This window comes from Chromohalobacter sp. HP20-39, from assembly GCF_033052815.1.
Classification (GTDB): Bacteria; Pseudomonadota; Gammaproteobacteria; order Pseudomonadales; family Halomonadaceae; genus Chromohalobacter.
Window position 1 is genome coordinate 183285 of record NZ_JAWHTP010000004.1, and the last position, 26025, is coordinate 209309.

Here is a 26025-nt window from a genome sequence, read left to right on the forward strand (position 1 = left end):
TTACATGAAAAGTGGAACTCATGCAGCATGTGGGCGTCTGATGTCCCACGTACACGCAAAACCTGGAGGTATTCATGCAAAGGATTACTGCTTTCGTTTCAGCGGCCATACTGAGCACCGGCATGGTCGCCGCACCGATGGCCATGGCCCAGCAGGACAGCTCGGCTGCCAGCGGTTCTGATCAAGCCCAGCAAGGCGCGTCGACACAGAACTTTTCTGATAAACAGCTTCAGCAGTTCGCCAATGCGTCTCAGGAAATCGCTCAAGTTTCTCAGAAGTACACCAAGAAGCTTCAGAACGCGAAGGACAAAGCCGCTCAGCAAGAGTTGCGTAAGCAAGCCAATGAAGAAATGGTCAGCGTTGTCAAAGACAGCGGCATGAGTGTTGAGCAGTTCAATGCCATTGGCCAGGCGATTCAGCAAAATCCCCAGCTCATGAAGCGCGTTCAGGGCATGGTGCAAAAGCCGCAGTAAGCATATCGATCGATACATCGATGCGGTGCTATGATGTCGCATCGATGTCATCTCTTGCGGAAAAGGCCTCCTACGGAGGTCTTTTTTATATGTGAGCCTTACACCGTGTGTGAGTTGTATCGCAAGGATGGCCGGCGTGTTGTAGCGGATCCGAAAGGAGACAAGCCTGCCACGTTGGCAGGCCTGCTCGTTACCCTCACTCATTCATGAGTGAATCTCACGGTCAATTGCTGAGGGCATCGCTGGCATCGTCGAGTAGATCGGCAGTGGCCGACTTGGTGCTCTGCCAGGCGCTTTCCGCCCCCTGCTTGGTATTCTTCCAAGCCTGGCGTGCTTGCTGCTGAGCGTTTTGCCACCAATCATTATCGTATTCGGGAAGCGTGGCAATGTCGTCGCGTGTCAGATTGAGCGTGACGCGGTAGTCCATGTTGTCGAGGTTGTCGGCGTTTTGCGTCGACAGGGTGAAGTTGTCACGATCGATGACACGATGTGTATCGCCGAGATCGAGAACGCCCCCGGTTTCGATGACCAAGGCTTGGACGCTCATGTCTTCACCTAGCAGCACATCCTCGACGTCACCCACGTCTTCGTTGGGGTTTTCCGAAAGGAAAACATCGGCGTCCATCAATTCGTCAGCCGAATACAGCCCTTGGGGCTGGGTATCGGATTGTGCGAGGGCGGCACCTGTCATGCTTAGGCCGCCAATGAGAATGGCGGTTTGCGTCATGCGATTCAGTGAATGGCGCATTAGAGAAGCTCCTTCTTCGTCGTTTCTACCTGTTCGACGGATGTCGAAAAAGTTGGTGAGAAGCACGATCAGACCGAATGGGCCCAGTCGTCGGCGCGCTTTTCGGCTTCTTCCTTGCTGATCCCGTATGTGGTCTGCAGCTTGCCGATCAATTGATCACGCTTGCCGGCGATCTGGTCGAGTTCATCGTCGCTTATTTCGCCCCAAGACGCTTTGGCCTTGCCTTTGACGTCGGTCCAACGGCCTTCTATCTGATCCCAATTCATGGCGGTTCCTCCTGAACGTTAGCCAACAACGCGAGCGCTTCCTGCGCCTCGCATTCATCACGAAGAATAACAGAGATGTGTGCTTTGACAATTACACACCATATGACCGGGCACGCACGCTAGATGAACAGCGCCAGCAACAGCGGGACATAGATGAAGGCCAGCAATGTGGAACAGAAAACCAGGCTGGCGACGTATTCCGGCTCGCGCCGTGAGCGTTGCGCGAAGAGGTAATTGTAGACTGCGACCGGCATGCTCATCTGCATGATCAATACGCTCTGCGCCAAGGGGGGAAGCCCCAGTAAATGGCCAACGGCGAAGGCGACACCCACTGCCAACAGTGTGCGTAGCACGCTGAATTTGAGCCCCGACGAAAGGCTACGCACCTGGATATTGGCCAGCGATACGCCGAGGGTGATCAGCATCAAGGGCACGGTGAAGCCGGAGATCAGCTCCACGGTGTTGTCGATCCACAATGGCAGGTCGGTATCCGTCAGCAGGATGGCCACCGAGAGTAGAATGCTATACACGGTAGGCGTGCGCAGCAGGCTTTTCAGCGGGTTGCTGCGGCTGATCATCATGATTCCGAAGGTGAACTGCACCAGGGCGACCGTCACCATCACGGTGATGGCATAGGCGAACCCCTCGCTACCGAACGCATAAAGTGCCACCGGCAAGCCCATGTTGCCGGTGTTGGGGTACATCATGGGCGCCAACAGCACGCGCCAGTTCTTGCGCAGCAGCATCGCCATCAGCCAGGTGGCCAGTGCCATGACCAGCAGAACGACCAGCGTGCTCAGCATGGTGCGTCCGAAGGTATGGGCGTCGATGTTGGCGCCGGAAAGCGAGGCGAGAATCAATGACGGCGTGCCGACATTGAAGACCAGCTTGGTGACGAAGTCGGTGGGATACGCGTATCCCAGGCGTATCCAGAAAAATCCGATACTGGCGCCCACGAAGACGGGGGCCATGACAGCTAAGAGTTGGGCGAGCATGCGCGAGCCTGGTTCAGGGTCTGCGTCCGCTGATTGTGGGCGGACGGGGATGGTTTTGAACGCGACCGTGAGAGTCGCGGAAGATGCCATATAAGGGTCTATTGTCGCCAATCGTGGTAAAGCGTTGCAACGTGCATACGAAAACGAGAATCCTTTACCTTGACGTGGCGCGAGAATTGGCAAGAATCGTTGTCCACGCTGACATTCATCGGCGTCGCGTATAACGCGGCGCGCCGCCACTTTCAAAAAAACGTCTAGAGAACTGCATGGAACTTTTGCGCGTCGTCTATCGCGATTACCGCTGGCCGTTCATCGGCGTCATGGTGTTGAGCCTGGCCAGCGCGGGGCTAGGTATCGGAGTCATCGCCTTCATCAACCAGCGTTTGATCGAAGCTCAGGGCGCCCCGCTTCGGGTGCTGCCTCAGTTCCTGGGGCTGATCGGCTTGCTGCTGGTGGTTACACTCGGCTCGCAATTGGCTTTGACCACGTTGGGCCATCATTTCGTCTATCGCCTGCGCGGGCGTCTCATCAAGCGGATTCTGGATACCGATATCGAACGACTCGAGCGCCTGGGCAGTGCGCACCTGCTGGCCAGCCTATCCAGCGATATCCGCAACATCACCATCGCCTTCGTGCGGCTTCCCGAGCTGGTGCAGGGGGTGATCTTGACGCTGGGATCGGCCGCTTATCTGGCTTGGCTATCGCCGGGCATGCTGGGGATCACGGCGTTGTGGGTGGCGGTAACCGTGGTGGGGGGCTGGTATCTGGTATCGCATGTGTATCGCCACCTGGGCCAGGTGCGCAACACTGAGGATCGTCTCTACAAGGATTACGAGGCGGTGATCGACGGCCGCAAGGAACTGGCGCTCAATCGCGACCGCGCTCGGGCGCTGTATGAGGATGTCTACGAGCGCGACGCCAAGGCGTATCGCCACCACATTATTCGCTCCGACACCTTCCACCTGAGCGCGGTGAACTGGTCGAATATCATGATGCTGGGGGCCATCGGCATGGTGTTCTTCCTCGCTAATGGCCTCGGTTGGGCCAATACCAATGTGGCGGCGACCTATTCGCTGACGCTGTTGTTCCTGCGCACGCCCTTGATCCAGGCAGTTGGGGCCCTGCCCACGCTGCTCAGTGCCCAGGTCGCCTTCGACAAGCTCAAGGCGTTGGAGCTGACCGAGTATCGCGCCGAGTTCGGCGAGAACGCCACGCACGGCGACTGGCAGACACTGGAGCTGCGCGGCGTGACCTTTGCCTATGCCGCAGGCGAGCATGGCCGTGGCTTCGAAGTGGGGCCAGTCGATCTCACCTTGTCGCGCGGGGAACTGGTGTTTCTGATCGGCGGCAACGGCAGTGGCAAATCGACGTTGGCACGTCTGCTGACCGGGCTTTATCAGCCTTATGCCGGTGAGATTCTTATCGATGGCGTTCCTGTGGATGACGCCGGGTGGCAGGCGTTTCGTAGCCGCTTCGCCGCCGTATTCACCGACTTTCATCTCTTCGATCAGGTGATCGGTCCTGATGGCGATGCGCCGGACTCGGCCTTGACCGAAGCCTGGATCACCCGCCTTGGCATGGGCGAGAAGCTGCATTTCGATGGCTGGCGAGTGACCGACACGCAGCTTTCCCAAGGGCAGCGCAAACGCTTGGCATTGCTGCTGGCGGTGGCCGAACAGCGCGATATCCTGCTGCTCGACGAATGGGCGGCGGATCAGGACCCGCAGTTCCGGCGCATCTTCTACCGCGAACTGTTGCCCTTGCTACGCGAACACGGCAAGACCGTCTTCGCCATCAGCCACGACGATCACTACTTCCAGCACGCCGACCGGCTACTGGAGATGCGCGCGGGGCAGTTGAGCGAATTGACAGGCGAGATGCGTGATCGCGTCAGCCGCGACGCCGTGGCACGGCTCGAAGACACATCAGGCGAGGCGTGAGCGGGGAGCGTCGATCTGCGTTGAATGTTCGTCATTGTGAAAACAAATCACAATTCTTATCATATGCGATAGGATTTGCTTGACGCGCGTGCTCCCGCCGTTTGCTAATAAAATGTCATAAGGAAACCCCATGTCCCGCTATCTCTCCCCGTCGTTGCCGATCAACGTGCTGTCGTCCCCGGCACGTCGCCTGGCCATGGCAACCTTGCTGCTGAGCTGCCCGCTTGCGGCCCAGGCACAAGATGACGCCGCCCAGAGCGATACCATGGTGGTGACGGCAACCGCACTGAAGGTGGCTGCGCCGCTTGCCGAGACGCCGCGTTCGGTATCCAGCGTGAGCCGCGAAGAACTCGATGAGCGTAACGTCCAGAGCCTCGATGAAAGCTTCCGTTATCGCTCGGGTGTGCTGTCGGGGCATTACGGTGCGGATAACAACACTGATTGGCTCAAAGTTCGGGGGTTCGGTCATTCCACTTATCAAGATGGCCTGCGCATCTACCGGACGGGTTATTATCAGTGGACGCCTGAGCCTTATGGGCTGGAGCGTGTCGAGGTCTTCAAGGGGCCTTCTTCGATTCTTTATGGCGAGGCCCCTCCCGGTGGTTTGATCAATGCAGTGAGCAAACGCCCTACCGCTGAGAAGCGTGGTGAGATCGAGATCCAAGCAGGTAATCGCCAGCATCGGCAGTTCGCCTTCGACACCTCGGGGCCAGTCACCGAAAGTGGTGATGTACGCTACCGGATGGTGGGGCTTTATAAGGAACGCGACGGCGATCTCGACGGCACCTATAATAAGCGCTACTATTTCGCGCCGAGTCTCGAGTGGGATATCTCCGATGACACCCAACTAACCGTATTGGCTAGTTTTCAGAAGGATGACGGCGTCCCCGTCAATCCGTTCAAGACGCCCTATGGCACGATACAGGATACGCCCTTCGGCAAGGTCGATCCTGAGACCAACTACGGCGCTCCGGGTTACGACAAGGATGAACATACCCAGACGGCTATTGGTTACGAATTCAAGCATCAACTCAGTGATACTTGGAAGTTCGAGCAAAATTTTCGTTATAGCCGCCTCGATTTGGATTTGCGTAGCACCTACGTCTTTTCTAAAGTTGGCGAGCGGACGGCTAGTCGTGGACATTTACAGCGTAATGGTGAGATCGACAGTTTCACGATTGATAATAAGATGATCGGTAAATGGTACACTGAACATACGGAAAATACGCTGTTGCTCGGTGTGGGATATCAAGACTTGAGCCTAGACGGCAAAGAATACGACAACTTCAACTACGGCAACCCTGTTGATATCTTCGATCCCCACTCATCTAGTATGTCGGTGCCCGATAGCGCGCTATCGGATCGGCAGATCGATAAGGAACAACTAGGTTTCTATGTGCAGGATCAGTTGCGTATCGATAATCGCTGGGTATTGCTAGGCGGTGTTCGCTACGATCAGGCGGACACTAAAAACCGTGCCCCAGGCCGTACTGAGCGTGCTGATGTTGGTCAGACTTCTTGGTCCGGTGGTGTGATGTATCTCGGCGACCATGGTGTCAATCCTTATCTGAGCTATACCGAGTCGTTTGAGCCGATAGCTAGTGTTGATGGTAGTGGCCGTCTTTATGAGCCACGCGAGGGCAAGCAATGGGAACTCGGTGTTAAGGTGGCGCCGCCAGGCTGGGATGGCTATGTTTCAGCGGCGGTTTTCGATCTTAAGCAGAATAACAGTTTGGTGGCTTCATCTGATGGTGGCACTCAGGAGCAGAGTGGCAAACAAAAATCCCAAGGTATCGAAATAGAAGGTGTCGGCTATTTGACTGACCAACTACAGCTCACCGCTGCCTATACTTATACGGATGCTGATAAGGAAAATGGTCAGCCAAAAGATCTGATTCCACGTCACCAAGCCTCGGCTTGGCTGGACTATAATTTTGAAGGAACTGCACTGAATGGCCTGAAGGTTGGTGCGGGCATTCGTTACGTAGGAGAGTCATCTGGTGGCGACACCATCACCGTGCCTAGCTATACCGTGGCGGACGCCATGGCGAGTTACGATTTAAATTCCCATTGGACTGCTCAAGTCAATGTCAACAATTTTACTGACGAAGAGTATGTGGCAAGTTGTGAGGCTGACTTCTATTGCTACTACGGCGAGTCGCGCAGCGTAATCGGCAGCCTGAGTTATCAGTGGTAAGCAAACGCAAGATATAAGACGTCAGAGGGAAGGTATAAGAAAGAGGTAGGAAAAACGGCTGGGATATATATCCCAGCCGTTTTTTATTGATCCTTATACTTCACATGCCGATGCTATTGTCTTCCATCTTCTCCCTACAGCTTCCTCAACGACCACATGAAGTAAGCGCCGCCAATCAGCGAGGACATCAGGCCGGCGGGAATTTCCTGCGGGAATAGCCATTGGCGTCCCAGCCAGTCGGCGAGAACCATCAATAGCGCACCCAGCAAGGCGGCGGCGAGCAGGTGAGTGCGTGCCCGCGACGCGCCCAGCAGTCGCGCCATGTGGGGGGCGAGGAGGCCGACGAAGGAAAGCGGCCCGACCACCAGGGTGGCGGCGGCGGTGAGCAGGGCGACGACGCCGAGCAGCGCTAGGCGCGCCCGGTCGACGTTGACGCCCAGCGCGCGGGCGCTGGAGTTGCCCATCGGCAATAGATCAAGCCAGCGGGCCAGGCATTGCAAGGCCAGCGTCAGTACCACGGCACTGCCTGCCACAACGATGGCCAGTGAGGTGTCGACGTAGTAGGTCGAGCCCGACATCCAGGCCAGAAGCTGCTGCGTGCGGGGGTCGCCGTTGGCGAGCACGATGCTACGCAGGGGATCGAACAGTGCGGTGATGGCGATACCCGTCAGCAGTACGCGCTCCGGCTGAAAACCGCTGCGGCGGTTGATCAGCAGCAGGATGCCCAGCGTCGCCATTGCGCTCAGAGTGCCGGCGAGCAGTAGCATCGGCAGGCCTACGCCCGGCACGAACAGCACCACGCCGATCAGGCCGATGGCGGTGCCGCCACTGATACCCACGACTTCCGGACTGGCCATGGGATTGCTGGTCACCCGTTGGATCAAGGTCCCGGCCAAAGCTAATAGTGTGCCGGCGCCCGCTGCCGCCAGGGTGCGGGGCAAGCGCCATTCGTACGTGGCGTGCCACACCGCCCACGAGGGCCAGGCCCAGCCGTTACTGTTCTGGCCAAGCAGCAGGGAGGCCGCGAGCGCCCCCAGAAGCGCCAGCCCCAAGGCCATCAGCAGGCGGCCCGGTGTCCGGCGACGCGGCGCCGTCAACATGGGCGCTGTATGGGGACGCTCTCCACCTAGCTTGAGACGCGGGATCAGCCATAACAGCAGCGGCGCCCCTAGGGCGGCGGTAGTCGCGCCGGTGGGAATCATCGTCGGTAGCGCGCCGGAAAAGCGCTGCAGGAGTTGATCGGTCGTGGTCAGTAGCAAGGCGCCCAATATCGGTGCCCATAGCACGCGCTGTGGCAACGTACGAGCACCCAGCAAGCGGACGATGGCCGGTGCCGCCAAACCGATGAAGCCAATGATGCCGATCACGCTGACCACGCAGGCGGTGATGAAGACCGCCAGCCCCAGGCTCACCAAGCGCAGGTGCTTGAGCGAGACCCCCAGGCTGCGGGCGTTGACGTCGTCGAGTTCGAGGATCGCCAGCGGGCGCAGCATGAGCCCGGCCAGCAAGAGTGCGATGGCTAGACGAGGTAGCAGGTAGAGCACGCCGTCCCAGCTATTCTGCGAGAGCGAACCCGCGCCCCACACCATCAAGCCTCGCAGCTCTTCCTGATGAAAGAGGATCAGCGTGGTACTGACCGCGCCCAGGTAGAGATTGACCACCAGCCCAGCGAGCACCACGACCATGGGCGCGAGCCTGCTACGCCACGCCAGGGCGAATACCAGCCCCATGGCCAGGCTACCTCCCGCCACGGCGACCCATTCGCGGCCGAGGATGAGCAAGCCGGGAGCAAACAGCGTGGCGAGCAGCAAGGCGAGCTGAGCCCCCGTCGCGACGCCAAGGGTCGTGGGCGCGGCCAGGGGATTGCGGAGCACTTGCTGCATCAGGACCCCGGCGATACCCAGAGCACCACCGGCCAGTAGGGCGATGGTCCAGCGTGGCAGCCAGCTGTAATGGACCAATATTTGATCGATATTGGCCTCATTGGGGGCAAAAAGGGCCTGCGCCCATTGCGTGACGGGCAATTGCGTTGCCAGGGAGAAACCGCTCAGAACGAGACAGAGCAGGGCAAGCAGCGCGCAAAGGCGCGCCGGTGTCATGATGACATGCGGAAACGGCAGCGAATGAGAAATCCAGTCACGCATCGGGCGCCTCGCGGCTTGGCGGCGTTGTGGTCGCGTCGATGAGCGCCTGGCTCAGATGCTCGGCGAAACGCATCGCCGAGGGTGCACCGCCGAAGCTCCATACCGGTGGCAGCGTGAGCACGTCGTTGCTGCGTACGGCCGGTACATGTTGCCACAGGACGCTCGTCTCAAGATCCTGCTCAACGCCTACCGGCATGGGTTTGACGATCACCAGACGAGCGTTCTCGTACTGGGCGAGCGCTTTCAGCCCCACGGTAGAGAAGCCCCAGTAATTGGTAGTGCCGCGCCAGGCGTTATCCAGCCCCAGGCGCTTCATGACCGCGTTGTAGAGGCTATGCTCGCCGAACACGCGAACGTGGCGAGAGTTGATGAACTGCACCACCAGCAATGGCTTTTGAGCGACATCACGTGCGTCGAGATTCTGCTTCAACTCGGCGATATGCGTCTCCAATGATGTCAGTAGTTCCTCGGCACGTGCCTCGCGATTGGCGAAAGCCGCGATCTCGCGGGTGGCATGCTTGAGTTGCGTCCACAGCTTGCTGCCGGGGGTATAGAGCGCGACGGTGCTGGTCGGGGCGATGCGTTCGAGGCTGGGCGCCAGGGTACTGAACATCGGCGAGAGCAAAATGCGGTCGGGATCGAGCTGGGCCAGCAGTTCACGATTGGGTTGCGCGCGCAGGCCGATATCGACCACCTCGTCAGGCAGCGGCGGTGCGCCGACCCATTCGCGATAGGCGTCCGTTTGCGCCACGCCGACAGGCGTCACGCCAAGTGCCAGCAGCGTTTCGGCGATGGTCCAGTCGACGGTGGCGATACGCGGCGTTTCGGCGGCGCTGGCGGTATGCGGTCCGGCGAGCAGCACCAGCAACAGCAACGCGACGAGCCGCGAGCGACGCGGGCCTTCACGGTTCCAAAATGGCCTCACATCGGCTCCTAGTGCAAAACGGCAATGGGATGCTCACCACCCGGATGCGCCATGACCCGCATGGGAATGCCATAGATGGCTTCCAGCGTGGCATCGCACATCAAGTCGCGGGGCGCGCCCTGGGCAAGCACTTGCCCGCTATGCAGCGCGATCAAGTGATCGCAGTAACGCGCTGCCATGTTGACGTCGTGAAGGACGATGACGACCCCCAGTCCCAGTTCGCGACACAGCGAACGTACCAAGGCCAGCACTTCCACCTGGTGGGCAATGTCCAGCGCCGCCAGAGGCTCGTCCAACAGCAGGAAGCGGCTTTCCTGGGCGAGCAGCATCGCCAGCCACACACGTTGGCGTTCGCCTCCGGAAAGCGTATCCACCAGGCGGTCGGCAAAGGCTTCGGTATGGGTCAGTGCGATGGCGCGATCGATCTGGGTCTTGTCCTTGCCGTTGAGGCGCCCCAGCAAGCCGTGCCAGGGGTAGCGCCCAAAGCCCACCAGCTCGCGGCCGGTGAGATTGTCGGCCTCGGGCAGATGCTGAGGCAGGTATGCCACATGGCGGGCGAATTCACGCGTCCCCCAATCGGCGAGCAGGCGCTGGTCGAGACGAATATGGCCGCGACTCGGCACTTGCTGCTGGGCGAGCAACTTGAGCAGGGTCGACTTGCCCGAGCCGTTGTGGCCGATCAGCCCATAGACCTTGCCTTCCTCGAAGGCGAGGTCGGTGGGGTGCAATAGGCACTGGCCGTTGACCTCGAAGCTGGCAGCGTCGACGTTGAACATTACAGGTGAACCCCAAGCGGGAGAATCTTAGAGCGCAATCGTAATTCAAATAAGAACGGTTATCAAAACTCCCGAGGCGAAGAGGTCAGTCATCGACGGCATGGTGGCAGGCCTGCACGGCTTGAGCGATGTAGCGACCGGCCATGCGTTCCGAGACGCCGAGGCGTACGGCGATTTCACGTTGTGGGACCCCCTCGAGGCGATGCCAGAGTAACGCCTGACGAATGTGGTGTGGCTGATTGTTCAGGCATGTTCGTACGCACGCCAGGCGCTGGGCCTGGCAGACATCTGCCTCGGGGCAGTGGCGTGTGCACGTTAGCCCGGTCGTGACATCTTCCAGGGGAATCGTCTCGGGCCTGGCCCGGGCCTTTCGCTGGTGGTCGATCAGAAGGTTGCGGGCGATGCGAAACAGATACGCGCGCGGGTTGGTGAGCGGCCGGGTAAGCGACGCGCGTTGTAGGCGCAGATACACGTCCTGGCATAGATCGGCCGCCAACTCCGGGGTGTCCAGCTTGCCGGCCAGATAACCGATAAGCTCCCGGGAGTGCTCCATGAATTGTTGATCGAGGGTCTCGGCCATGAATCGAGTCCGTGCTTGGGCAGAGGAACATGAAGGAGTCACGCCGTGACGACGTGTCGTTGAGCATTGGGCGTTTCATGCTTCCGGGGTCGCCAGTGAGCGATCGGGTTGGCCAGTTCGCCGACTAGCTGGAGGTTTTTGGAGGGATCGGCGAGGTCGATCATCTGACGATTATTACCTAGTTGCAGGCGGTTGAGACAGGAGCGCGCAAAGGATGGCGCGAAGAGATCATGTCGCGCGAACTTCTCCGCGTATTGCGGGTTCTGACGTTGATAGTCGATGACACACTCGGCCACGCAGTGCCAGAAGTCTTGCTCGGTGAAATCGCCGTGGGCCTCGCCATATTCGACCATGATCGGCGCCATGTAGCGGAAGATGCAGTCGAAGGTGTCGGTGAACAGCGAGAGCACCTTGAGGTGCTCCGGCACGTCCACGGCCAAGCGCTTCACGCCCTCGGGCAGCTCGGCATCGGGGTTCATGATCGCGCTTTCCTCGGCGATGTCCTTCATGATCGCGCGCACCGGCACATGCGCGTCGAGCTGGAGAATTACATTTTCGCCGTGGGGCATGAAGACCAGGTCATGGGCATAGAAACAATGCAGCACCGGTGTCAGATATGCCGTGAGATAGCGGCGTAGCCAGTCTTGCGGCGCGAGGCCCGAAGCGTCGATCAGCGCGGGGAGCAGTGCCTGGCCGTCCTTGTCACGGTGCAGCAGTGCGGCCATGGTCATCAGGCGTTGGTCGTGCGGCAGGTGATTGAACGGACTTTCCCGCCATAGGCAGGCGAGCATTTTCTTGTGAGGGCTGTCCTTGGCGATGGCGTCCTCGAAATAGGCGTTGCGATAACCGATGGCGGCCTCTTCGCGCAGCAAGGTGAAGCCGTTGTCGGCCAGGAAGGCGTCGCCATCGAGTAGCGCCTTGAGCCATTCGTTGATCGCCGGGGTCGCCTGCATGTAGTAAGGCGACAGGCCGCGCATGAAGCCCATGTTAAGGATCGAGAGCGCGGTTTTGACGTACCGGCGCCGAGGCTGCGACGTATTGAACAACGTGCGGATCGACTGCTGGGCGCGGTAACGGTCGGCGCTGGTACCCAGATACACGATGCGCCGGTTGGCAATCTCGCTGGCAAAGCTGATCGCCAGCTTGTTGTGCCATTGCCAGGGATGCAGTGGCATGAGCAGGTACGCCTGGGGATCCAGTCCCTGTGCATGCAGGTGAGCGTGGAAGCGTGCCACGGCATCGCGGCCCAACTCTTGCTCGAGAAGCGCAGCATAAGAAAGGTCGCTCAAGCTGCTGAACTCGGCGTATTGCGTATGCACGGCCAACCAGATCAGGTGGATGTCTGCACCGGCCTCGGGCGCATAGGCGTGGTAGTCGTCGGCGTCGAAGCCGATTCGCCCGTTGTTGGCCACGAAGCTCGGGTGCCCTTCGGTCATGCCGCTTTCGATGGTCTGGAAGTCGGCATGGGCGAGCTCCGACGCCGTGAGTCTTTGCTGGGCCTGCTTGTAGGCACTGCCGGCGAGCGTGCTGCCGATCTCTTCCAGGTAGACAGGCAGTGTCTCGTCGTCGAGGCCGAGCTCGGCGTGAAACTCGATGATGAAACGTTGCGCGTCCAGCGCGGCGGGCTGGCCATCGACGATCTTTGCGAGGGAGTCAGTGTCGACCCACCAGTGATCGAGCTCAAAGCGCCGAGCCCGGAAACGATAATGGCTGTTCGCCCCGGGAATGGGCAAGGTGTAGTCGCCCCAGTCGTCCTGGCGCTCGATTGGCGTGGGCGTCACGATGCGCTCGTGGGCGAATTCGGCGATGGCCTTGCCAATCAATTGACGGTTGGCCTGGGCCCAGCGCTCCGGGGTGAGGTGGGCGAGGCGCGTATCGGTTTCCGGTTGAGTGTCCATGGCGGTGATCTCCTGCTCCTGGGATAGCGTTGCCAGTGCCTTGCGATAGGCGTCGTGGAATTGAAAACGGGTGCAAAACGCTAGGTGTGCGGTTTTCTCCGGCAAGCGAACCTGGCGGTCGTAGCGAAATCCCACGCGACGGTTGAGTGAGTGGATCCGGTCGTTGCGGACATCCGGCTCGACGACCACGCGGCATGTGTCGGGATCGCTGAACATCAGCGCCATCACGCTGCTGAGTACGCCCCAGGTGAAGTGGGGAATGCGCGTTTCCGGCGGCGCCACGAGGACGTGCATGCCCCGGTCGCCGGGCCGGACGTCGTAATGCGCGCCGATGGGGTCGTGTTGCGGTTGGTAGCACTCGACCAGAAAGGTGGGACGGCCCTCGAAGAAGCCCAGGTACCCCTGACTATGCGGACTCTCGTGAAGGTCCCGGTAGAACGCTGCCACCTGCGCTTGAGTGTCACCCCGCATGCCCCAGAATCTGGCGTATTCGCGGCTGACCCAGTCATGAATCAGCGTGCTGTCGTCGTCGCAATGGATGGCGCGCAAATGAAAGCGGCCGAGGCCGGGAATGGCGTCAGTGAAGGTGTTGCGCGGGTCGTAAAGCGGGCTGAGAAAAGGAGACGTCGTCATTTCGGAACCTCATATGCCAGCGGGGATGTCTCGGCGGTGCGGGGGCGCTCGGGCATAGGGCCAGGCTGGAAAACGGACTCGTCGGGCGCGCCGAATGTCTGGAAGGCGATGCGCCGTTCGATGGGGTAATGTTCGGCCCCCGTCAGCTCGCGAATGATGCAGGCGTTGCGATAGCACGCCATGCCCAGGTCCGGCGCCGCCAGGCCATGCGTATGCCGTTCGGCGTTTTGCACGAAGAGACGCGAGTGAGCGTGGTCGATGCTGTAGTAGCGATCCACCGCAAAGCGCCCTGAGGCGTCGCGACGAATGTGGTCGTCGATGGGGGATAAAAAGGCCGGCTCTCGGTAGCGATACCCGGTGGCCATTATCAGTGCCCGGGTCGTATGGCGGTAGGACCGCTGTTGTTCGGTCTGGTACAGGCCTAGATCGAACGTGGCCCGCGCCGCGTCGTAGTGGCAGTCATGCAGCTCGGCGTTGGTAAGTAGGTGCGTGTCGAGTTGGCCACCGAGTTGCTTGGCATACAGCAGGTCGTAGATCTCGTTGACCAGTTCCAAGTCGATGCCCTTGTAGAGGCTCGCCTGGTGCTTCATCAGCGCATCGCGCGTGGCTTGTGGAAGGGCGTGGAAGTAATCGATGTACTCCGGCGAGGTCATTTCCAGCGTCAGCTTGCCGTATTCCAAGGGAAAGAAGCGTGGCGAGCGGGTGATCCAGTTCAGGGTATAACCGTGGCGGTCGATGTCCTGGAGCAGGTCCTTGTAGATCTCCGCGGCGCTCTGGCCGCTGCCCACCAGCGTGATCGTCGGTTGCTGCTGGAGAGTGGCCTTATGTGCCAGATAATCAGCGCTGTGAGTGATTCGCTCGGCGTGCGGCCGGCAGCACTCGGGCAGGTCGGGTTGTGTGCCGGTGCCAAGCACTAGCTTGCGAGCCCGATGGATGAGCGGCGTGTCGCTCGCGGTATCGATACAGCGCACGACGTAGCAGTCGTCCACGGTATCGAAGTCGATACGCTGCACATCGCGATTGAAGCGGACCGACGCCAGTTGGCCGACCGCCCATTGGCAGTAATGATTATATTCGCGGCGCAGCGGAAAGAAGTTCTCGCGGATGTAGAAAGCGTAGAGCTTGTCTTGCTGCTTGAGATAGTTGAGGAAGCTGAAGCGATTGGTCGGGTCGGCCAGGGTGACCAGGTCGGCCAGGAAAGGCGTCTGCAGTGTGGCGTCTTCCAACAGCATGCCGGGATGCCAGTCGAAGGCCGCCTTGCGCTCTAGAAAGAGGCCGTTCACCTCGTCAAGCGGGTCCGTCAAGCAGGCCAGCCCCAGGTTGAAAGGGCCCAGGCCGATGGCGATGAAGTCGTGAATCTCAGTTGGCATGGTCGCTCTCGTCGTTGAAGGCCAAGGGTCAGAAAAGGGCGGCGGCGAGGTCGTGTCGCGTGGGCGCCGCGACACTTTCTCGTTTCAGGAAGTCGGCGCCATGGTCCTGAATACGGGTCACGATGGCGGCCAGGTCGTCGACGGTGGTGTCCGGGTTGAGCAGCGTGAACTTGAGATACTGACACCCCTGGACGCGGGTGGCGGCGACGACTGCCTCGCCGTGACGCGAGAGGGCCCGACGAATATGCGCGTTGAGCGCATCCAGCGTTGCCTCATCGAGGGCGTCGTCACGCGGCTTGTAGCGGAATACCAGCGTGGAAAGCTGCGGCGCCGCGATGATCTCGATATCCGGGGCCGCCTGGAGCAGGCGATAAGCTTCACGGGTCAGCTCGATGACGCGGTCAAACAGCTCGCCCAGAGCATCCGACCCCAAGAGGCGCAGGGTCATCCAGAGTTTCAGCGCGTCCAGGCGGCGTGTGGTCTGCAGGCTCTTGTCGACCAGATCCGGTGGCGCGTCCTCGTCCTGGCTGGCGGGGTTCAAATAGTCGGCATGGTGAGTGACGTAGCCGAGCCTTTGGCGCTCGCTGACCATGAAGGCGCTGCAATTCACCGGCTGGAAGAAGGACTTGTGATAATCGACGCTAACCGAGTCCGCCCGCTCGATACCGGCCAGCCAGTGGCGGTGGCACGTCGACGTCAACAAGCCGCCGCCATACGCGGCATCGACGTGCAGCCAGGCCCCATGCCGATGGCACAGCGTGGCGATATCCCCGAGCGGGTCGATACTCCCGAAATCCGTGGTGCCGGCCGTCGCGACGACGGCCATCGGCAGTAACCCTGCCTGCTGGCTCTCGGCCAGTGCCTGCGCCAGCGCTTGGCTATCCATGCGGTAGTGCTCGTCGCAAGGAACGGGCACCACGGCGCGATGACCAAGGCCCAGCAATGCTGCGGCCTTCTGCAAGCTGAAGTGACTCACCTCGGAGGCGAAGATGCGCAATCGGGGCGATTCGGCGGGCAGGCCATGGTCACGGTTGCCGGGATGCCCTTCAAGCGACGCGCAGTAGTGATCCCGCGCGATCAGCAGAGCCATCAGGTTGGACTGCGTACCCCCGCTGGTGAAGACGCCATCCGCGTTGTTGCCCAGGCCGATCCGCCGGGTCGTCCAGTCGATCAACGATTGCTCGATGAAAGTGCCCCCCGCGCTTTGGTCCCAGGTTTCCACGGCGGTATTGATCGGCGTGGCGATTGCCTCGGCGAGGATCGACGGCAAGGTGATCGGGCAGTTGAGGTGAGCGACATAACGCGGGTGATGAAAATACACCGCATCATCGAGGTATAGTCGTTCGACTTCTGATAGCACCGCCTCGAGATCGCCGAGCTGGCGGTCCAGGTCCAGCCCCTCGAAGCGCTGCTGCATCTCGCTCGGCGAGATGCCTGAGAATGGTTGGCCGGTCTCGGTCAGCTTGCGTTGCACGAGCTCGATACAGCGCAGCATGCCGTGACGATAGGCATCGGCATTGCGCGGCAGGAAAAGCGCTTGGCGCGCCAGTTCACTCGCTTGTCTCCGAGACGCGAGCGGCCGGGAAGAAAGAGGCGCCATCCGAATGGCAGCGTTTTGGCTCATGGCATCACCTGTGTCCTGGTGGCGTGAGAGATCGCAACGGGCATTATGAGGTTGCGATATACTTCCCTATGTTAATGATAATCGTTACTAAATTTATGTTGCCTACAGGAAGACGCAGCCATGCATGCTTTCTGAACCGGGAGGACGAATTTTTTTGAGTGATGTCTTGATGTGCCATGAAAAACGGCCTGCTTGGGAAGCAGGCCGCTGTCGATGCGCCGGTCGAAAAGTCGGGATTAGTAAGTGTGCGACCAACTCAATGTATAGGTGCGCCCACGGCCTTTGAGATCCCACAGCGACTGGGCGCCATAGGCTTCATAGAACACGGCGGCACGCTGGCCCCAGATCGTCACGTAGTCTTCATCGAGCAGGTTCTCGATGCCCAGGCTGAACGTGCCAAAGGCCGTGTCCTGGCTGGCCGTGGCGTCGACCGTGGTGAAGCCGTCGAGCTCATTGCCGGAGGCATCGTCGATATCGAAGGCGCGATTGACCTGCAAGCGGGCGCGGGTGTCGATGTCCGACCATTCGCCGTAGAGGGTCGTCTTGGGCATGCTGGCCTCGGTGATGCTGGCGTTTTTCCAGTCACCGCGGATCTTCTCCTCGGACTTCACGGCGTTGAACGTCGAACCCAGCGTCCAATGTTGGCCGAAGTAACGTTCGACCTTGCCTTCCAATCCGTAGGTTCTGACGTCCTTGTCGATGGTGGTGACGCCGATCTCGAGATTGCCGTCGTTGCTGTAGACGTAATCGATCGCCTTGTTCGACCAGCTATAGTAGGCGGCGACCTGCGTCTGCCAGTTGCCACCGTTGAAGCGCCATCCGGTCTCTAGTTGCTGGGTCTTGATGCCGTCCACGGGGTTGTCCGAGATGTCGAAACTGACCCCGCGATAGGCCTTGGCAATATCGGGAATCTCGAAACCCTGAGTGTACGACAGCCAGGTCTGGTGGCCATTATGGAAGTCGTAAAGCGCCTTGAGATTGAACAGCGACACATCGTAGCTGTTGGAACCGCCGTCGTTGCCACCCTGAGGTTCGACCTCGACATCGGTTTGCTCGAAACGCGCGCCGCCGGAGAGCTGCAGGTTCGGGGTGAGCTGATATTCTGCCTGGGCGAACGCGGCCAGGGTATCGGCCTGGAACGACGGGTAATACGGATCGAGCACGCCGATCTGGTCGAGTTCCAGACCGCCCTCGGAAGGCGCCAGCGTATAGCGCTTGGAATCGAACTCCTCCCGGGACAGATCGAGCCCGTAGGTCACGCTCAACGGCTTGCTGAGCTGCGCGGTGAACGCCGCCTTGGCGCCGGTCAAGTCGGTGTTCTGCTCCGAGACGGTAAAGGTGCTTCCGCCCGGGAACGGATTGAAGACCGAGGACTCCTCGCGGTGATAGGCCTGGAAATAGAAGCGTTGGCCAAGAAGCGCATCGTGATGATAGTTGGCGTTGAGGTACAGCCGCTCGGTCTCGGGGTCGACATCCGAGTCGTAGCCGTCACGGACCTCGCTACCTTGGATCTTCTCCGAATACGTCGCGCCGCTATCGTAATTCGGGTAATACAGTCCCTTGTCGCCCGCATAGGCCGAATCGTAATACTGCGCAGTGACATCGAGGCGTTCATTCTCGCTGATCTTCACGGCGAGATTGCCCATGAGATCGACGGAGCGGTTTTCCTGCAGGCCTGACTGGGCGATGTCGGGCTTGATGATCTCGCCATCGGCATCGTAGAAGGAGCCGTTCTCTTGTACCGCGATGGCAAGGCGCCCCTGGACGCGTTCGTTGCCGCCCGCAATGGACTGCGCCGCCCGTTTGGTGAGATCGTCCGAGTCGTTGAAGCCGCTGGTCACACCCAGCTCGCTCTCGAAGTGGAGGCCTTCCTTACCTTTCTTGGTAACGATATTGATGATGCCCCCGGTGGCACCACCGCCATACAGGCTGCTGGCGCCGGAAAGCACCTCGACGCGTGCGATATTGAACGGGTCGATGGAATCGAACTGCCGCGACAGGCTGCGTGAGCTATTCAGCGACACGCCATTGATCATCACCAGCGCATCGCGCCCCCGAAAGTTCTGCGCATAGTTGGTGCGATTGGTGCTCGACCCGAAGTCGAAGCCAGGAATCAGCCGCCCCAAGGCCGATTTCAAGGACTGCCCCGCGTTTAGCTGCTGCTGGAGCTGGGCTTCATCCACTACCCATGCCGCGCCGGGAATCTGGCTGATCTCCGTGGGCGTACGCGCGCCGACCACCACCATGGTGTCTTGCGTATCCTGTGCCTGAGCAGGCAACACCGAGCTACCGGCCGCCGCGATGAGGCCGAAGGTAAGTGTCTTTTTCATTAGTATCCCCTTGATATTGAGCGTTATTTTCAAGCGCTATCTAGGGTACAGGGTGGGCATTAAAACTCAATAATAACGATTGTTATTTAGATTATTGTGCGAGAATAGAAGCTAAGGGGTAGGAAGTAGAAAGCCAGGAGCCAGGAGCTGGAGAAGCAGGAGAAGGGAAGAAGGAGGTAGGTGGCAGTGAAGCCAAACGCGGCGAGCTGCCCAGTGATTACCGGATTGAACTCGAAGGAATGGCCACGAGGCTCAACAGGCGTGAGGCTGTCTCGGTGTACTGGCCCTCGAGCGCTGCGCCTGCCGCCCAGCCATCGCAGAGGGTACGACGCAATTGCAGCGTGATATGCCCCGTGGTGGGATGCCACTCGACGAGCGCGGCGTCCTGAAAGTAGAAGCGCACGCCGATCAAGGGATACAACGCCTTGAAGAGGCTCTCCTTGCTGGAAAATGCCAGGGTAGTGAACAGCGCCTGGGCGTCGCGGTCGAGGCCATCGCGCCATGCACGTTCTTCCGGAGTGAGAATCTGCGGCGCCAAGCGTTCGGCGCGCGCGGGGCTCAATGGCGTTTCCGCATCGAGCCCCAACCCTTGCCATACGCCCCGCGGCGCCGCCAGGGCGGCGGCGAAACCACTGCTATGGGTGATGCTTCCTAGCGTGCCCTCGGGCCAGCAAGGCGCACGATCGGCTGCAATGCCCGGCACCTCGCCACGCCCCGTGGCGGCGTGCAAGGCCTCGCGGGCGCACAAGCGTCCCGCCAGAAACTCGCCCCGGCGCTTGGCGATTGCCGTGGCCAGCCGTGCCGGCAATTCGATGCCCCAGGCGGCGAAGTCCGCTTCGCATATCGAGGGCACCGTGAAATCCACCCCGCGCCAGGCGACGCCCGCCAGCGGACGCGGCCAAGGCCACTGAGTCTGCCAGCCCTGACACCCGGCGGGGAGAGCGCACACCTCGGGCATCGCTTAGCGGTCCACCAATACGGCATCCAGCTCGACCGGTACCTCGTCGTCGATCTGCTGATAGCCGAGCATCCCGAGCACGGTGCGCGCGGTCTGGTTCTGCATGATCGCGCGGCCATCCAGCGACACCGATTCGGCATTGCGTACGCGTATCTCGTTTTCGCTCTCACGCGTGAAATGTACCTTCAAGGATTCCTGCTGCGATGCATCGCCATTCTGCACGCTGAGCATCAGTGTCTCGGTACGGGACTCGCCCACGGGCAGGTCGTCGAGCACCTGGGGGTCGAGTTGCGTGACCACCGTGGTCAGCTCGGTATCCGTCAGGCTTTGCATCCACACAGGGAGCTCGCCTAGCTGCTCAAGGAGATCCGTCTGATTGAGCCGTATCGGCAAGCGCAGTGTGCCATCCTCCGCGATATGTCCGTTCATGCGCTTCAGCGCGTGATGATGCGCCACCTCTGCGCCGGATGAGGTGATCTCGGTGATCGTCGCCTCGACGTGAGAACGCGCCGGATCGAGCTGCCAATCCGCCTGTGCCACGCAAGGCAGCGCGACCACGCCCAACGCCGCTACCCCAGCAACACGACGTGCCATTCGCTTCATTTGATACATCGCCAAACCCTCCATGGGATGGAATCACACTCCAAGGGCCAATCACCCCTAGTCTCGTTTATCGGCATCCGCTATGATACTGCCCCGTTGCGTCAGGGCCTATAGCTCAGTTGGTTAGAGCAGGGGACTCATAATCCCTTGGTCGGCGGTTCGAGTCCGCCTGGGCCCACCACACATTTTAATAGTCGACTGACGTACTGCCTGACCTATAGCCTAGACTTGACCGTAGCGAATACGGGCTAGCTTGGACACTTCTTGTATGTGCCCATTCAGGAGGGATGCGCAGTGACCCATAACGTTCGTAGAGCGACTTGTTGGATCGTTGCGGGGCCAAATGGAGCTGGCAAGACAACCTTTGCTCTTAACTATCTTCCCCAAGTGGCCAATTGTACTCGCTTCATCAACGCGGACCTTATTGCTGCCGGTCTTTCCCCGTTGGCTCCAGAACGTGAACTCCTTGCTGCTAGCCGTATCTTCCTTCAAGAAATTGAAGAAGCCATCGGTGAGGAAGAGGACTTCGCTTTTGAGACGACCCTGGCAGGGCGTGGCTACTCAAAGCTCGTGGAACGCTTGTTGGCTGAAGGCTGGAGAGTTGAGCTCGTTTACCTGGCACTACCATCGCTAGACATGTCGAGGTTACGCGTTGCCGAACGAGTTTCCCACGGTGGCCATGATATTCCCCTGAAAGACATTCAGCGTCGATTTCCGCGTAGCCTGCATAATTTGCTGACGTTGTATGCACCTCTGGTTAGCCGCACACGCTGCTTCATGAATAGTGGTGGGGCGCCGGAACCTGTATTTGAGCAGTGCGGTGAAGATCGGCAAGTTCTTAATGAAATGCTGTTTAATGTTCTCACTCGGGAGACACAATCATGACTCAGCTTTCACCTGATACTCAGGAAATGTTGGATAGCCTCCGTGCTGCTGTGTCGGAGACCTTGGAGCGCAAGCAGCGCTTGGGTCACTATGCTGTTATCTGGGAGGACGATAAGCCTATGTTAGTTGGCGAGGACGCTCCTGATCAGATTGATCGCCATTCACCCGGCGGCCAGGCACCGGACTGATTTCCCTCCAAGTGTGTAGCTTTGCAGAGTGACGATCATCGACATATGCACCCTCGCGCGCCGGCTCTCGACACATGATCGTTCTGGATACCAACGTGCTATCCGAGCTTATGTGGCCCGAACCGGACGCACGCCTGTCGCGACGTTGGCGTCGCCAGGCAGTCGGCCATTGTATCTGCGATGGGTGTGAAGCAACGGACTAGCTGAAGACAATGCCACCTGACCGCGTTTGCCAGGTGGCAAGACCCCTCAGGACAAGGCTTGAGCGAGCATGGTCTCCAGTTGGTCCTGGCTTTCATTGCCGCTTAAGCTGACACGGTAGAACTTCTCGTCGGAACCGCTCACTTCTGCCAGCATCGAACCTAGTCCACGCGCTTTAGTGTCCCGCTGTATCAGCAAATCCAGAACACCCTCCTGTGAAGGCAAGAAGGCCAGCTCAGCCTCATCCAGGTGCCCGAATCGACTGGCCTGGCCCGGTTTGAACTCGAACTCCTGGACACACCCTGTCGAAGGGTTGCGGCGAGAGGCCTCCAGCGGTGCACCTTTGAGATGAAAGCCCAGCGCCTTCATGGCATTGAAGAGCTTTTCATGCAGAACTCCGGGGCGTATTTCCAGAGGGTCACGGTCGCGGGGGTCGATGGCCTTGTCGATGTCGGCTCGTGTCGCCACCCAGGTCTTGGGTTGCTGGTGGCCGACCGATAGCGGTGAGAGTAGAGGTATCTCCATCGAGAAGTTGACGACATGACTCTCGCCGGCCGCCACGGTCATAGGATCGGTCAGAGCGAGACGGGCCCAGGTATGTGGTACTCGAATCTTCTTGTCATCGACCTCCTTGATCACTTCACTGATCAGGTTCAGCACGAGCCCCGAGATCTCCTGCGCGACGTTGCCGCCCTGGATGTGGATTTCACCTTCGAGGGTCTCACCAGAGCGAATCACGCTGGACGCCAAACGTGTGTCTACCTGAGCGTTACCGATGCCAATCGCGGCCATTACCTTATCGAACATGCTTCCTCCTGGGTTTACTGCCTCAGCTCGTCAAATACGCGAGTGCCTGGACAGTGTTGCATCTTACAGGTTGTTTTTGACACTGCACGACGCGGTGTCCGATAACCGAGCCGCTTTCGGGGCGCGGCCATTGATGCCATTTCTGGAAAGGTGAAAAGGAGATTTCCATGGCCGGTAATGACGATGAAAGAAGGGCGCGTCGCGTTGATTGAGGTGTATGTCGCAAAGAAGATAGTGATCCATATATAAGTGCTTAGCATGACGGCGAATTTCAACAACAAGTGTCATTCGCCATGGTCTATACCACAGCCATCGTGCTGAGCCTCATCGGCTATTTCATTATCGGCAACCTGGCTGGTCGCCGGGTCAAGGATCTCGACGACTACCTGGTCGCTGGGCGTAACGCTCCCACGCTGATGATCCTCGGCACGCTGGTTGCCAGCTACCTGAGTACCAGCGCCTTTCTGGGCGAGACGGGTTTCGCCTACGATGGCTATCCCTTTGTCATGCTGATCTTCGCCGCCATCAGCACCTCGGGCTGTCTGCTCGGTGCGCTGGTGTTCGGCCGCTACCTGCGTCGCAGCGAGGCGCTGACGGTGCCCGAGTTCTTCGGCAAGCGCTTTGCCTCGAAGCGCGTGCAGATGATTGCCGGGCTCACCACCGTATTCGGGCTGGGGGCTTACCTGCTGGGCGTGATGCAGGGGGCCGGCATCATGTTCGAGGAGCTCACCGGGCTGCCTTATTGGGCTGGACTGGTGCTGGTATGGCTCACCTACACGGGCTTCATTCTGTACTCCGGGTCCCAGGGCGTGGTGCTGACCGACACCGTGATGTTCGTGATTTTCTCCATTGCGGCGGTGGGCGGCTCGCTCTATATCATCAATGACCTCGGCGGCTGGTCAGGGGTGATCGAGGGGCTGCTGGCGCAGTCCGACAAGCCCGGCATCGCGCTGTGGCACGGCGTGATCGAAGGCAAGGGGGCGACTTTCTCCTCGCCAGGCGAGGCGCTCATCTGGGGGCTGACGCTGGGACTGGTATGGGCCACGGTACTGGCGGCCAGTCCCTGGCAGGCGAGTCGCTATCTGATGGCGCGCAACGAGCACGTCGTGATGCGTTCGGCGATGCTCACCGCCGTGGTGCTGGCGATCTTCTATGCGCTGATGATGATGACCGGCGCAGCGATCAACCTCTACGATCCGACGCTCGACGGCGAGCGTGCCATGGTGTGGGCGGCGCTCAACGTGCTGCCGAGCTGGCTCGGTGTCATTATCCTCACCGGCGTGTTTGCCGCCGGACTTTCCTCGTGCTCGACCTTCCTGTCGATCATCGGCTTCAGCCTTGCCCACGATATCCTGCCTTCTTCGCGCAGCGAGCGCAGTGCCATGCGGGCGAGCCGCATCGGCGTGCTGGCGGCCGGGCTGGTGGCGCTGCTGCTGGCGCTCTTCCAACCGCCGGCGGTAATGGCAGTGGTGTGGTTCGCCGCCACGCTGTTCGCTTCCTCCTGGGGGCCGGTGGCGCTGATGAGCATCTGGAGCCGTCGGATTACCGCCGCCGGTGCCGGCTGGGGCCTGGGGGTTGGTTTCGTCGGCAACTTGATCCTGTCGCTGATGAAGCAAGCCGAGTGGGTCTCGCTGCCGGTATATCTCCACCCGGTGATACTGAGCACCCTGGTGGCGCTGGCGGCGATCGTGATTGCCTCCAAGCTGACCCGCGTCAGCCAGGCAGAGAGTGAGTACCGCGCCTTCCTGCATCGCAGCCCGGTGGAGAACGAGCGCAGTTGGGCGGCGGTCAGCCGACGGGTGGCTGTGGCGACCATGCTTACCGGTGTCGCGGTGGGGGCCTTTCTGTGGTGGCAGTACGCCAGCTCGCTGGCGACGCTGGCCGGACGTTTCGGCGTGGCCGATAGCGCGGTGACCGGCGCCTACCTGCTGGCGGCGGGTTGCGGCGTCATGCTGGTGATCGCCGGCGCGGTGGGCTTCTGGCTGGTGAGAGCACGCAGTGCAGACGTCGGTAGCGCCCGAATGGCGAAGTCCTGAGTGGTTCTCTTGGCGTTGATGGTGAGGAAGCCCCTCGACCCGTCGGATTGTCAGCCACCCGGATGGCTAGTCACTGGACTGACGCTTCCTCATTATGGGCTTCAGGCCTCGGTCAACAAGGCTGCTTTTTGCCGAACCTCGTCGGTGAGCGCCTTCAGTGCGTTGTCTTGCTGTAGCAGGTCAATCGCATCACGGACGGCGCGGCGAATCGCGTCGCGCTGCTCTTCCATGGTGGTCGTCCCGCGCAGCACCTCGAGCAGGGGCGTCTCTAGGTACAAGGGATGATGGCGATTGGCCGGGGAGTCCTCGAGGTGATCGTAGAAGCGCCATCCCTTGTGAGGCGTCCGCTCTTGTAGTTGGTGCACGAGTCGCTGGTAGGTCGAGAGCCCAGGGTAGAGGTCGTGCAGCTTGACCGAGAAGTCGAGGATGACGTTCAGCATCACCTGGTCGGTATGTCGTTTATGCACGAGGTGATCGCGCCCATCGAGAATCACCCCGACGAACAGCCCCGGCATCCAATTGAGTGGGCCGCCCGCGGGAATCAGCTCAAAACCCAGCCGGCCCCAACGCGTGGTGGGGCCGCGACCTTCATAGCGCTCCATCAAGGGCCACTCTTCGCGCGCCAGTGGGGTCAGCGCGGCCGCCAGTTGTTCCGGGAAACGCCACGCCAACGGATAGAAAGCCACCGCCTGATGGCTGATCGGCGCTGCAGGATGCAAGCCTTCGTGTTTCAGCAGGGCAAGAAAGCTCGCGATATGAAACTGATCGGTGGGGGCGGTCAGTGTCTCGTGTCTTTCCCTTAGCAGCTCATAAACGTCTTCCCAGCACAGACAGCCATGCGCCTCCGGCCGATGCTGGCCGGTATTGGCAGAGACCACGATCACCCGCGCGGCGCGACCGGGAAATTCCGACGCCGCCAGGTCGCGGTACTTGTTTACCTGCTCGGCCGAGAGCGGCGCGTGTACCTTGTGCTCGAAAAGCAGTGCGCCGCCCGGCCACTGGGCGAGCATGTCGAGGCGCGCGCCGGGATAGGGCGTTTGTGTGTCCCAGGTGATGTCCTGATCGGCATTGGGCAGCGCGATGCGATCCGCCTCCGGTACACGCGCCATGACGGTCTCGAGAAAGGTATCGGCCACCTCGCGGGAGTTGCGCAGCAGCCAAGCGAAAATCTCGGTGATGTAATCCTCGAGACTGTCGCGGCCCTCTCTGGGGCGATAGCGGCGGAGGCTGACCAGCAGGGAGTCGTCCATCAATGCAATCCTGAAAGTAAGGTGGAGGCAGGCACGGGTAACGGCCCGTGAGGCGCGTAAAGGTACCCCGGAAAGGGCGAGGTACCAAGGTTGTCATGGCAATAGCGGATGGCGTCAGCCTCCTTCCCAGAATTCTAAGCCTTAACACCACTCCCCGTAACAAGGCACAAGCTAAGCCGCCCCGTGTTTAGACAAAAG

At 60.2% G+C, this 26025-nt stretch carries 21 protein-coding genes and 1 tRNA gene; 7 read left to right on the plus strand and 15 right to left on the minus strand.

What is annotated here, in order from left to right; all coding sequences use genetic code 11:
• Positions 1 to 74 precede the first annotated feature (74 nt).
• Positions 75 to 473, plus strand: a complete 399-nt coding sequence (locus tag RVY79_RS10410) for a DUF4168 domain-containing protein (RefSeq protein ID WP_317464065.1) — start codon at positions 75 to 77, stop codon at positions 471 to 473.
• A gap of 223 nt (positions 474 to 696) precedes the next feature.
• Here the strand turns inward: RVY79_RS10410 and RVY79_RS10415 are convergent, their stop codons facing one another.
• The 3 genes from RVY79_RS10415 to RVY79_RS10425 form a co-directional block, all read right to left on the minus strand.
• A complete protein-coding gene (locus RVY79_RS10415) occupies positions 697 to 1221 on the minus strand; it encodes a PRC-barrel domain containing protein (RefSeq protein WP_317464066.1) in 525 nt (174 codons plus the stop codon).
• A 68-nt stretch (positions 1222 to 1289) separates the two neighbouring features.
• Positions 1290 to 1487 carry a CsbD family protein gene (locus tag RVY79_RS10420; RefSeq protein WP_317464067.1) on the minus strand — a complete coding sequence of 66 codons (198 nt, stop codon included), beginning with the start codon at positions 1485 to 1487 and terminating at the stop codon, positions 1290 to 1292.
• 119 nt (positions 1488 to 1606) lie between these two features.
• A complete protein-coding gene (locus RVY79_RS10425) occupies positions 1607 to 2482 on the minus strand; it encodes an AEC family transporter (protein ID WP_317464068.1) in 876 nt (291 codons plus the stop codon).
• 266 nt (positions 2483 to 2748) lie between these two features.
• Between RVY79_RS10425 and RVY79_RS10430 the strand changes: the two genes are divergently transcribed.
• Positions 2749 to 4422, plus strand: coding sequence for a multidrug ABC transporter permease/ATP-binding protein (locus RVY79_RS10430; protein WP_317464069.1), 1674 nt, complete (start codon positions 2749 to 2751; stop codon positions 4420 to 4422).
• A gap of 130 nt (positions 4423 to 4552) precedes the next feature.
• Positions 4553 to 6619 carry a TonB-dependent siderophore receptor gene (locus RVY79_RS10435; RefSeq protein ID WP_317464070.1) on the plus strand — a complete coding sequence of 689 codons (2067 nt, stop codon included), beginning with the start codon at positions 4553 to 4555 and terminating at the stop codon, positions 6617 to 6619.
• A 134-nt stretch (positions 6620 to 6753) separates the two neighbouring features.
• Here the strand turns inward: RVY79_RS10435 and fhuB are convergent, their stop codons facing one another.
• From fhuB to RVY79_RS10485, 10 genes are all read right to left on the minus strand, one after another.
• A complete protein-coding gene (fhuB, locus tag RVY79_RS10440) occupies positions 6754 to 8763 on the minus strand; it encodes a Fe(3+)-hydroxamate ABC transporter permease FhuB (protein ID WP_317464071.1) in 2010 nt (669 codons plus the stop codon).
• Positions 8756 to 9688, minus strand: a complete 933-nt coding sequence (locus tag RVY79_RS10445; protein ID WP_317464072.1) for an ABC transporter substrate-binding protein — start codon at positions 9686 to 9688, stop codon at positions 8756 to 8758. The genes fhuB and RVY79_RS10445 overlap by 8 nt, the downstream gene beginning before the upstream one ends.
• 8 nt (positions 9689 to 9696) lie before the next feature.
• Positions 9697 to 10464 carry an ATP-binding cassette domain-containing protein gene (locus RVY79_RS10450; protein ID WP_317464073.1) on the minus strand — a complete coding sequence of 256 codons (768 nt, stop codon included), beginning with the start codon at positions 10462 to 10464 and terminating at the stop codon, positions 9697 to 9699.
• An 85-nt stretch (positions 10465 to 10549) separates the two neighbouring features.
• Entirely contained in the window at positions 10550 to 11044 is a 495-nt protein-coding gene (locus RVY79_RS10455; RefSeq protein WP_317464074.1) for an RNA polymerase sigma factor, read from the minus strand.
• Between the two features lie 38 nt (positions 11045 to 11082).
• The gene (locus RVY79_RS10460; RefSeq protein ID WP_317464075.1) at positions 11083 to 13575 is read right to left on the minus strand and encodes a GNAT family N-acetyltransferase; all 2493 of its coding nucleotides are present in this window, start codon (positions 13573 to 13575) and stop codon (positions 11083 to 11085) included.
• Entirely contained in the window at positions 13572 to 14945 is a 1374-nt protein-coding gene (locus RVY79_RS10465; RefSeq protein ID WP_317464076.1) for a lysine N(6)-hydroxylase/L-ornithine N(5)-oxygenase family protein, read from the minus strand. The genes RVY79_RS10460 and RVY79_RS10465 overlap by 4 nt, the downstream gene beginning before the upstream one ends.
• Before the next feature lie 28 nt (positions 14946 to 14973).
• Complete coding sequence (locus RVY79_RS10470; RefSeq protein ID WP_317464077.1) at positions 14974 to 16569, minus strand: aspartate aminotransferase family protein; 1596 nt, start codon at positions 16567 to 16569, stop codon at positions 14974 to 14976.
• Between the two features lie 236 nt (positions 16570 to 16805).
• Positions 16806 to 18899 carry a TonB-dependent receptor gene (locus RVY79_RS10475; RefSeq protein ID WP_317464078.1) on the minus strand — a complete coding sequence of 698 codons (2094 nt, stop codon included), beginning with the start codon at positions 18897 to 18899 and terminating at the stop codon, positions 16806 to 16808.
• 217 nt (positions 18900 to 19116) lie between these two features.
• Complete coding sequence (locus RVY79_RS10480) at positions 19117 to 19857, minus strand: 4'-phosphopantetheinyl transferase (protein WP_317464079.1); 741 nt, start codon at positions 19855 to 19857, stop codon at positions 19117 to 19119.
• A 3-nt stretch (positions 19858 to 19860) separates the two neighbouring features.
• Positions 19861 to 20469 carry a hypothetical protein gene (locus tag RVY79_RS10485; RefSeq protein ID WP_317464080.1) on the minus strand — a complete coding sequence of 203 codons (609 nt, stop codon included), beginning with the start codon at positions 20467 to 20469 and terminating at the stop codon, positions 19861 to 19863.
• A gap of 95 nt (positions 20470 to 20564) precedes the next feature.
• On the opposite strand from RVY79_RS10485, the gene RVY79_RS10490 reads away from it, so the two are divergent.
• The 3 genes from RVY79_RS10490 (at position 20565) to RVY79_RS10500 (ending at position 21533) form a co-directional block, all read left to right on the plus strand.
• Positions 20565 to 20641 (plus strand) — tRNA-Ile (locus tag RVY79_RS10490).
• Between the two features lie 113 nt (positions 20642 to 20754).
• Positions 20755 to 21345 (plus strand): hypothetical protein, encoded by a 591-nt coding sequence (locus RVY79_RS10495; RefSeq protein ID WP_317464081.1) that lies wholly within the window; start codon positions 20755 to 20757, stop codon positions 21343 to 21345.
• A complete protein-coding gene (locus RVY79_RS10500) occupies positions 21342 to 21533 on the plus strand; it encodes a hypothetical protein (RefSeq protein WP_317464082.1) in 192 nt (63 codons plus the stop codon). Before RVY79_RS10495 ends, RVY79_RS10500 begins: the two co-directional genes overlap by 4 nt.
• 249 nt (positions 21534 to 21782) lie before the next feature.
• Here RVY79_RS10500 and RVY79_RS10505 read toward each other — a convergent pair whose 3' ends face one another.
• A complete protein-coding gene (locus RVY79_RS10505) occupies positions 21783 to 22541 on the minus strand; it encodes a sporulation protein (protein ID WP_317464083.1) in 759 nt (252 codons plus the stop codon).
• A gap of 293 nt (positions 22542 to 22834) precedes the next feature.
• Here RVY79_RS10505 and RVY79_RS10510 point away from each other — a divergent pair, with 293 nt between their 5' ends.
• Positions 22835 to 24577 carry a sodium:solute symporter family protein gene (locus RVY79_RS10510; RefSeq protein ID WP_317464084.1) on the plus strand — a complete coding sequence of 581 codons (1743 nt, stop codon included), beginning with the start codon at positions 22835 to 22837 and terminating at the stop codon, positions 24575 to 24577.
• A gap of 101 nt (positions 24578 to 24678) precedes the next feature.
• On the opposite strand, the gene RVY79_RS10515 is transcribed toward RVY79_RS10510, so the two are convergent.
• On the minus strand, positions 24679 to 25827 hold the full coding sequence (locus tag RVY79_RS10515; protein ID WP_317464085.1) for a hypothetical protein: 1149 nt from the start codon (positions 25825 to 25827) through the stop codon (positions 24679 to 24681).
• Between the last annotated feature and the right edge of the window lie 198 nt (positions 25828 to 26025).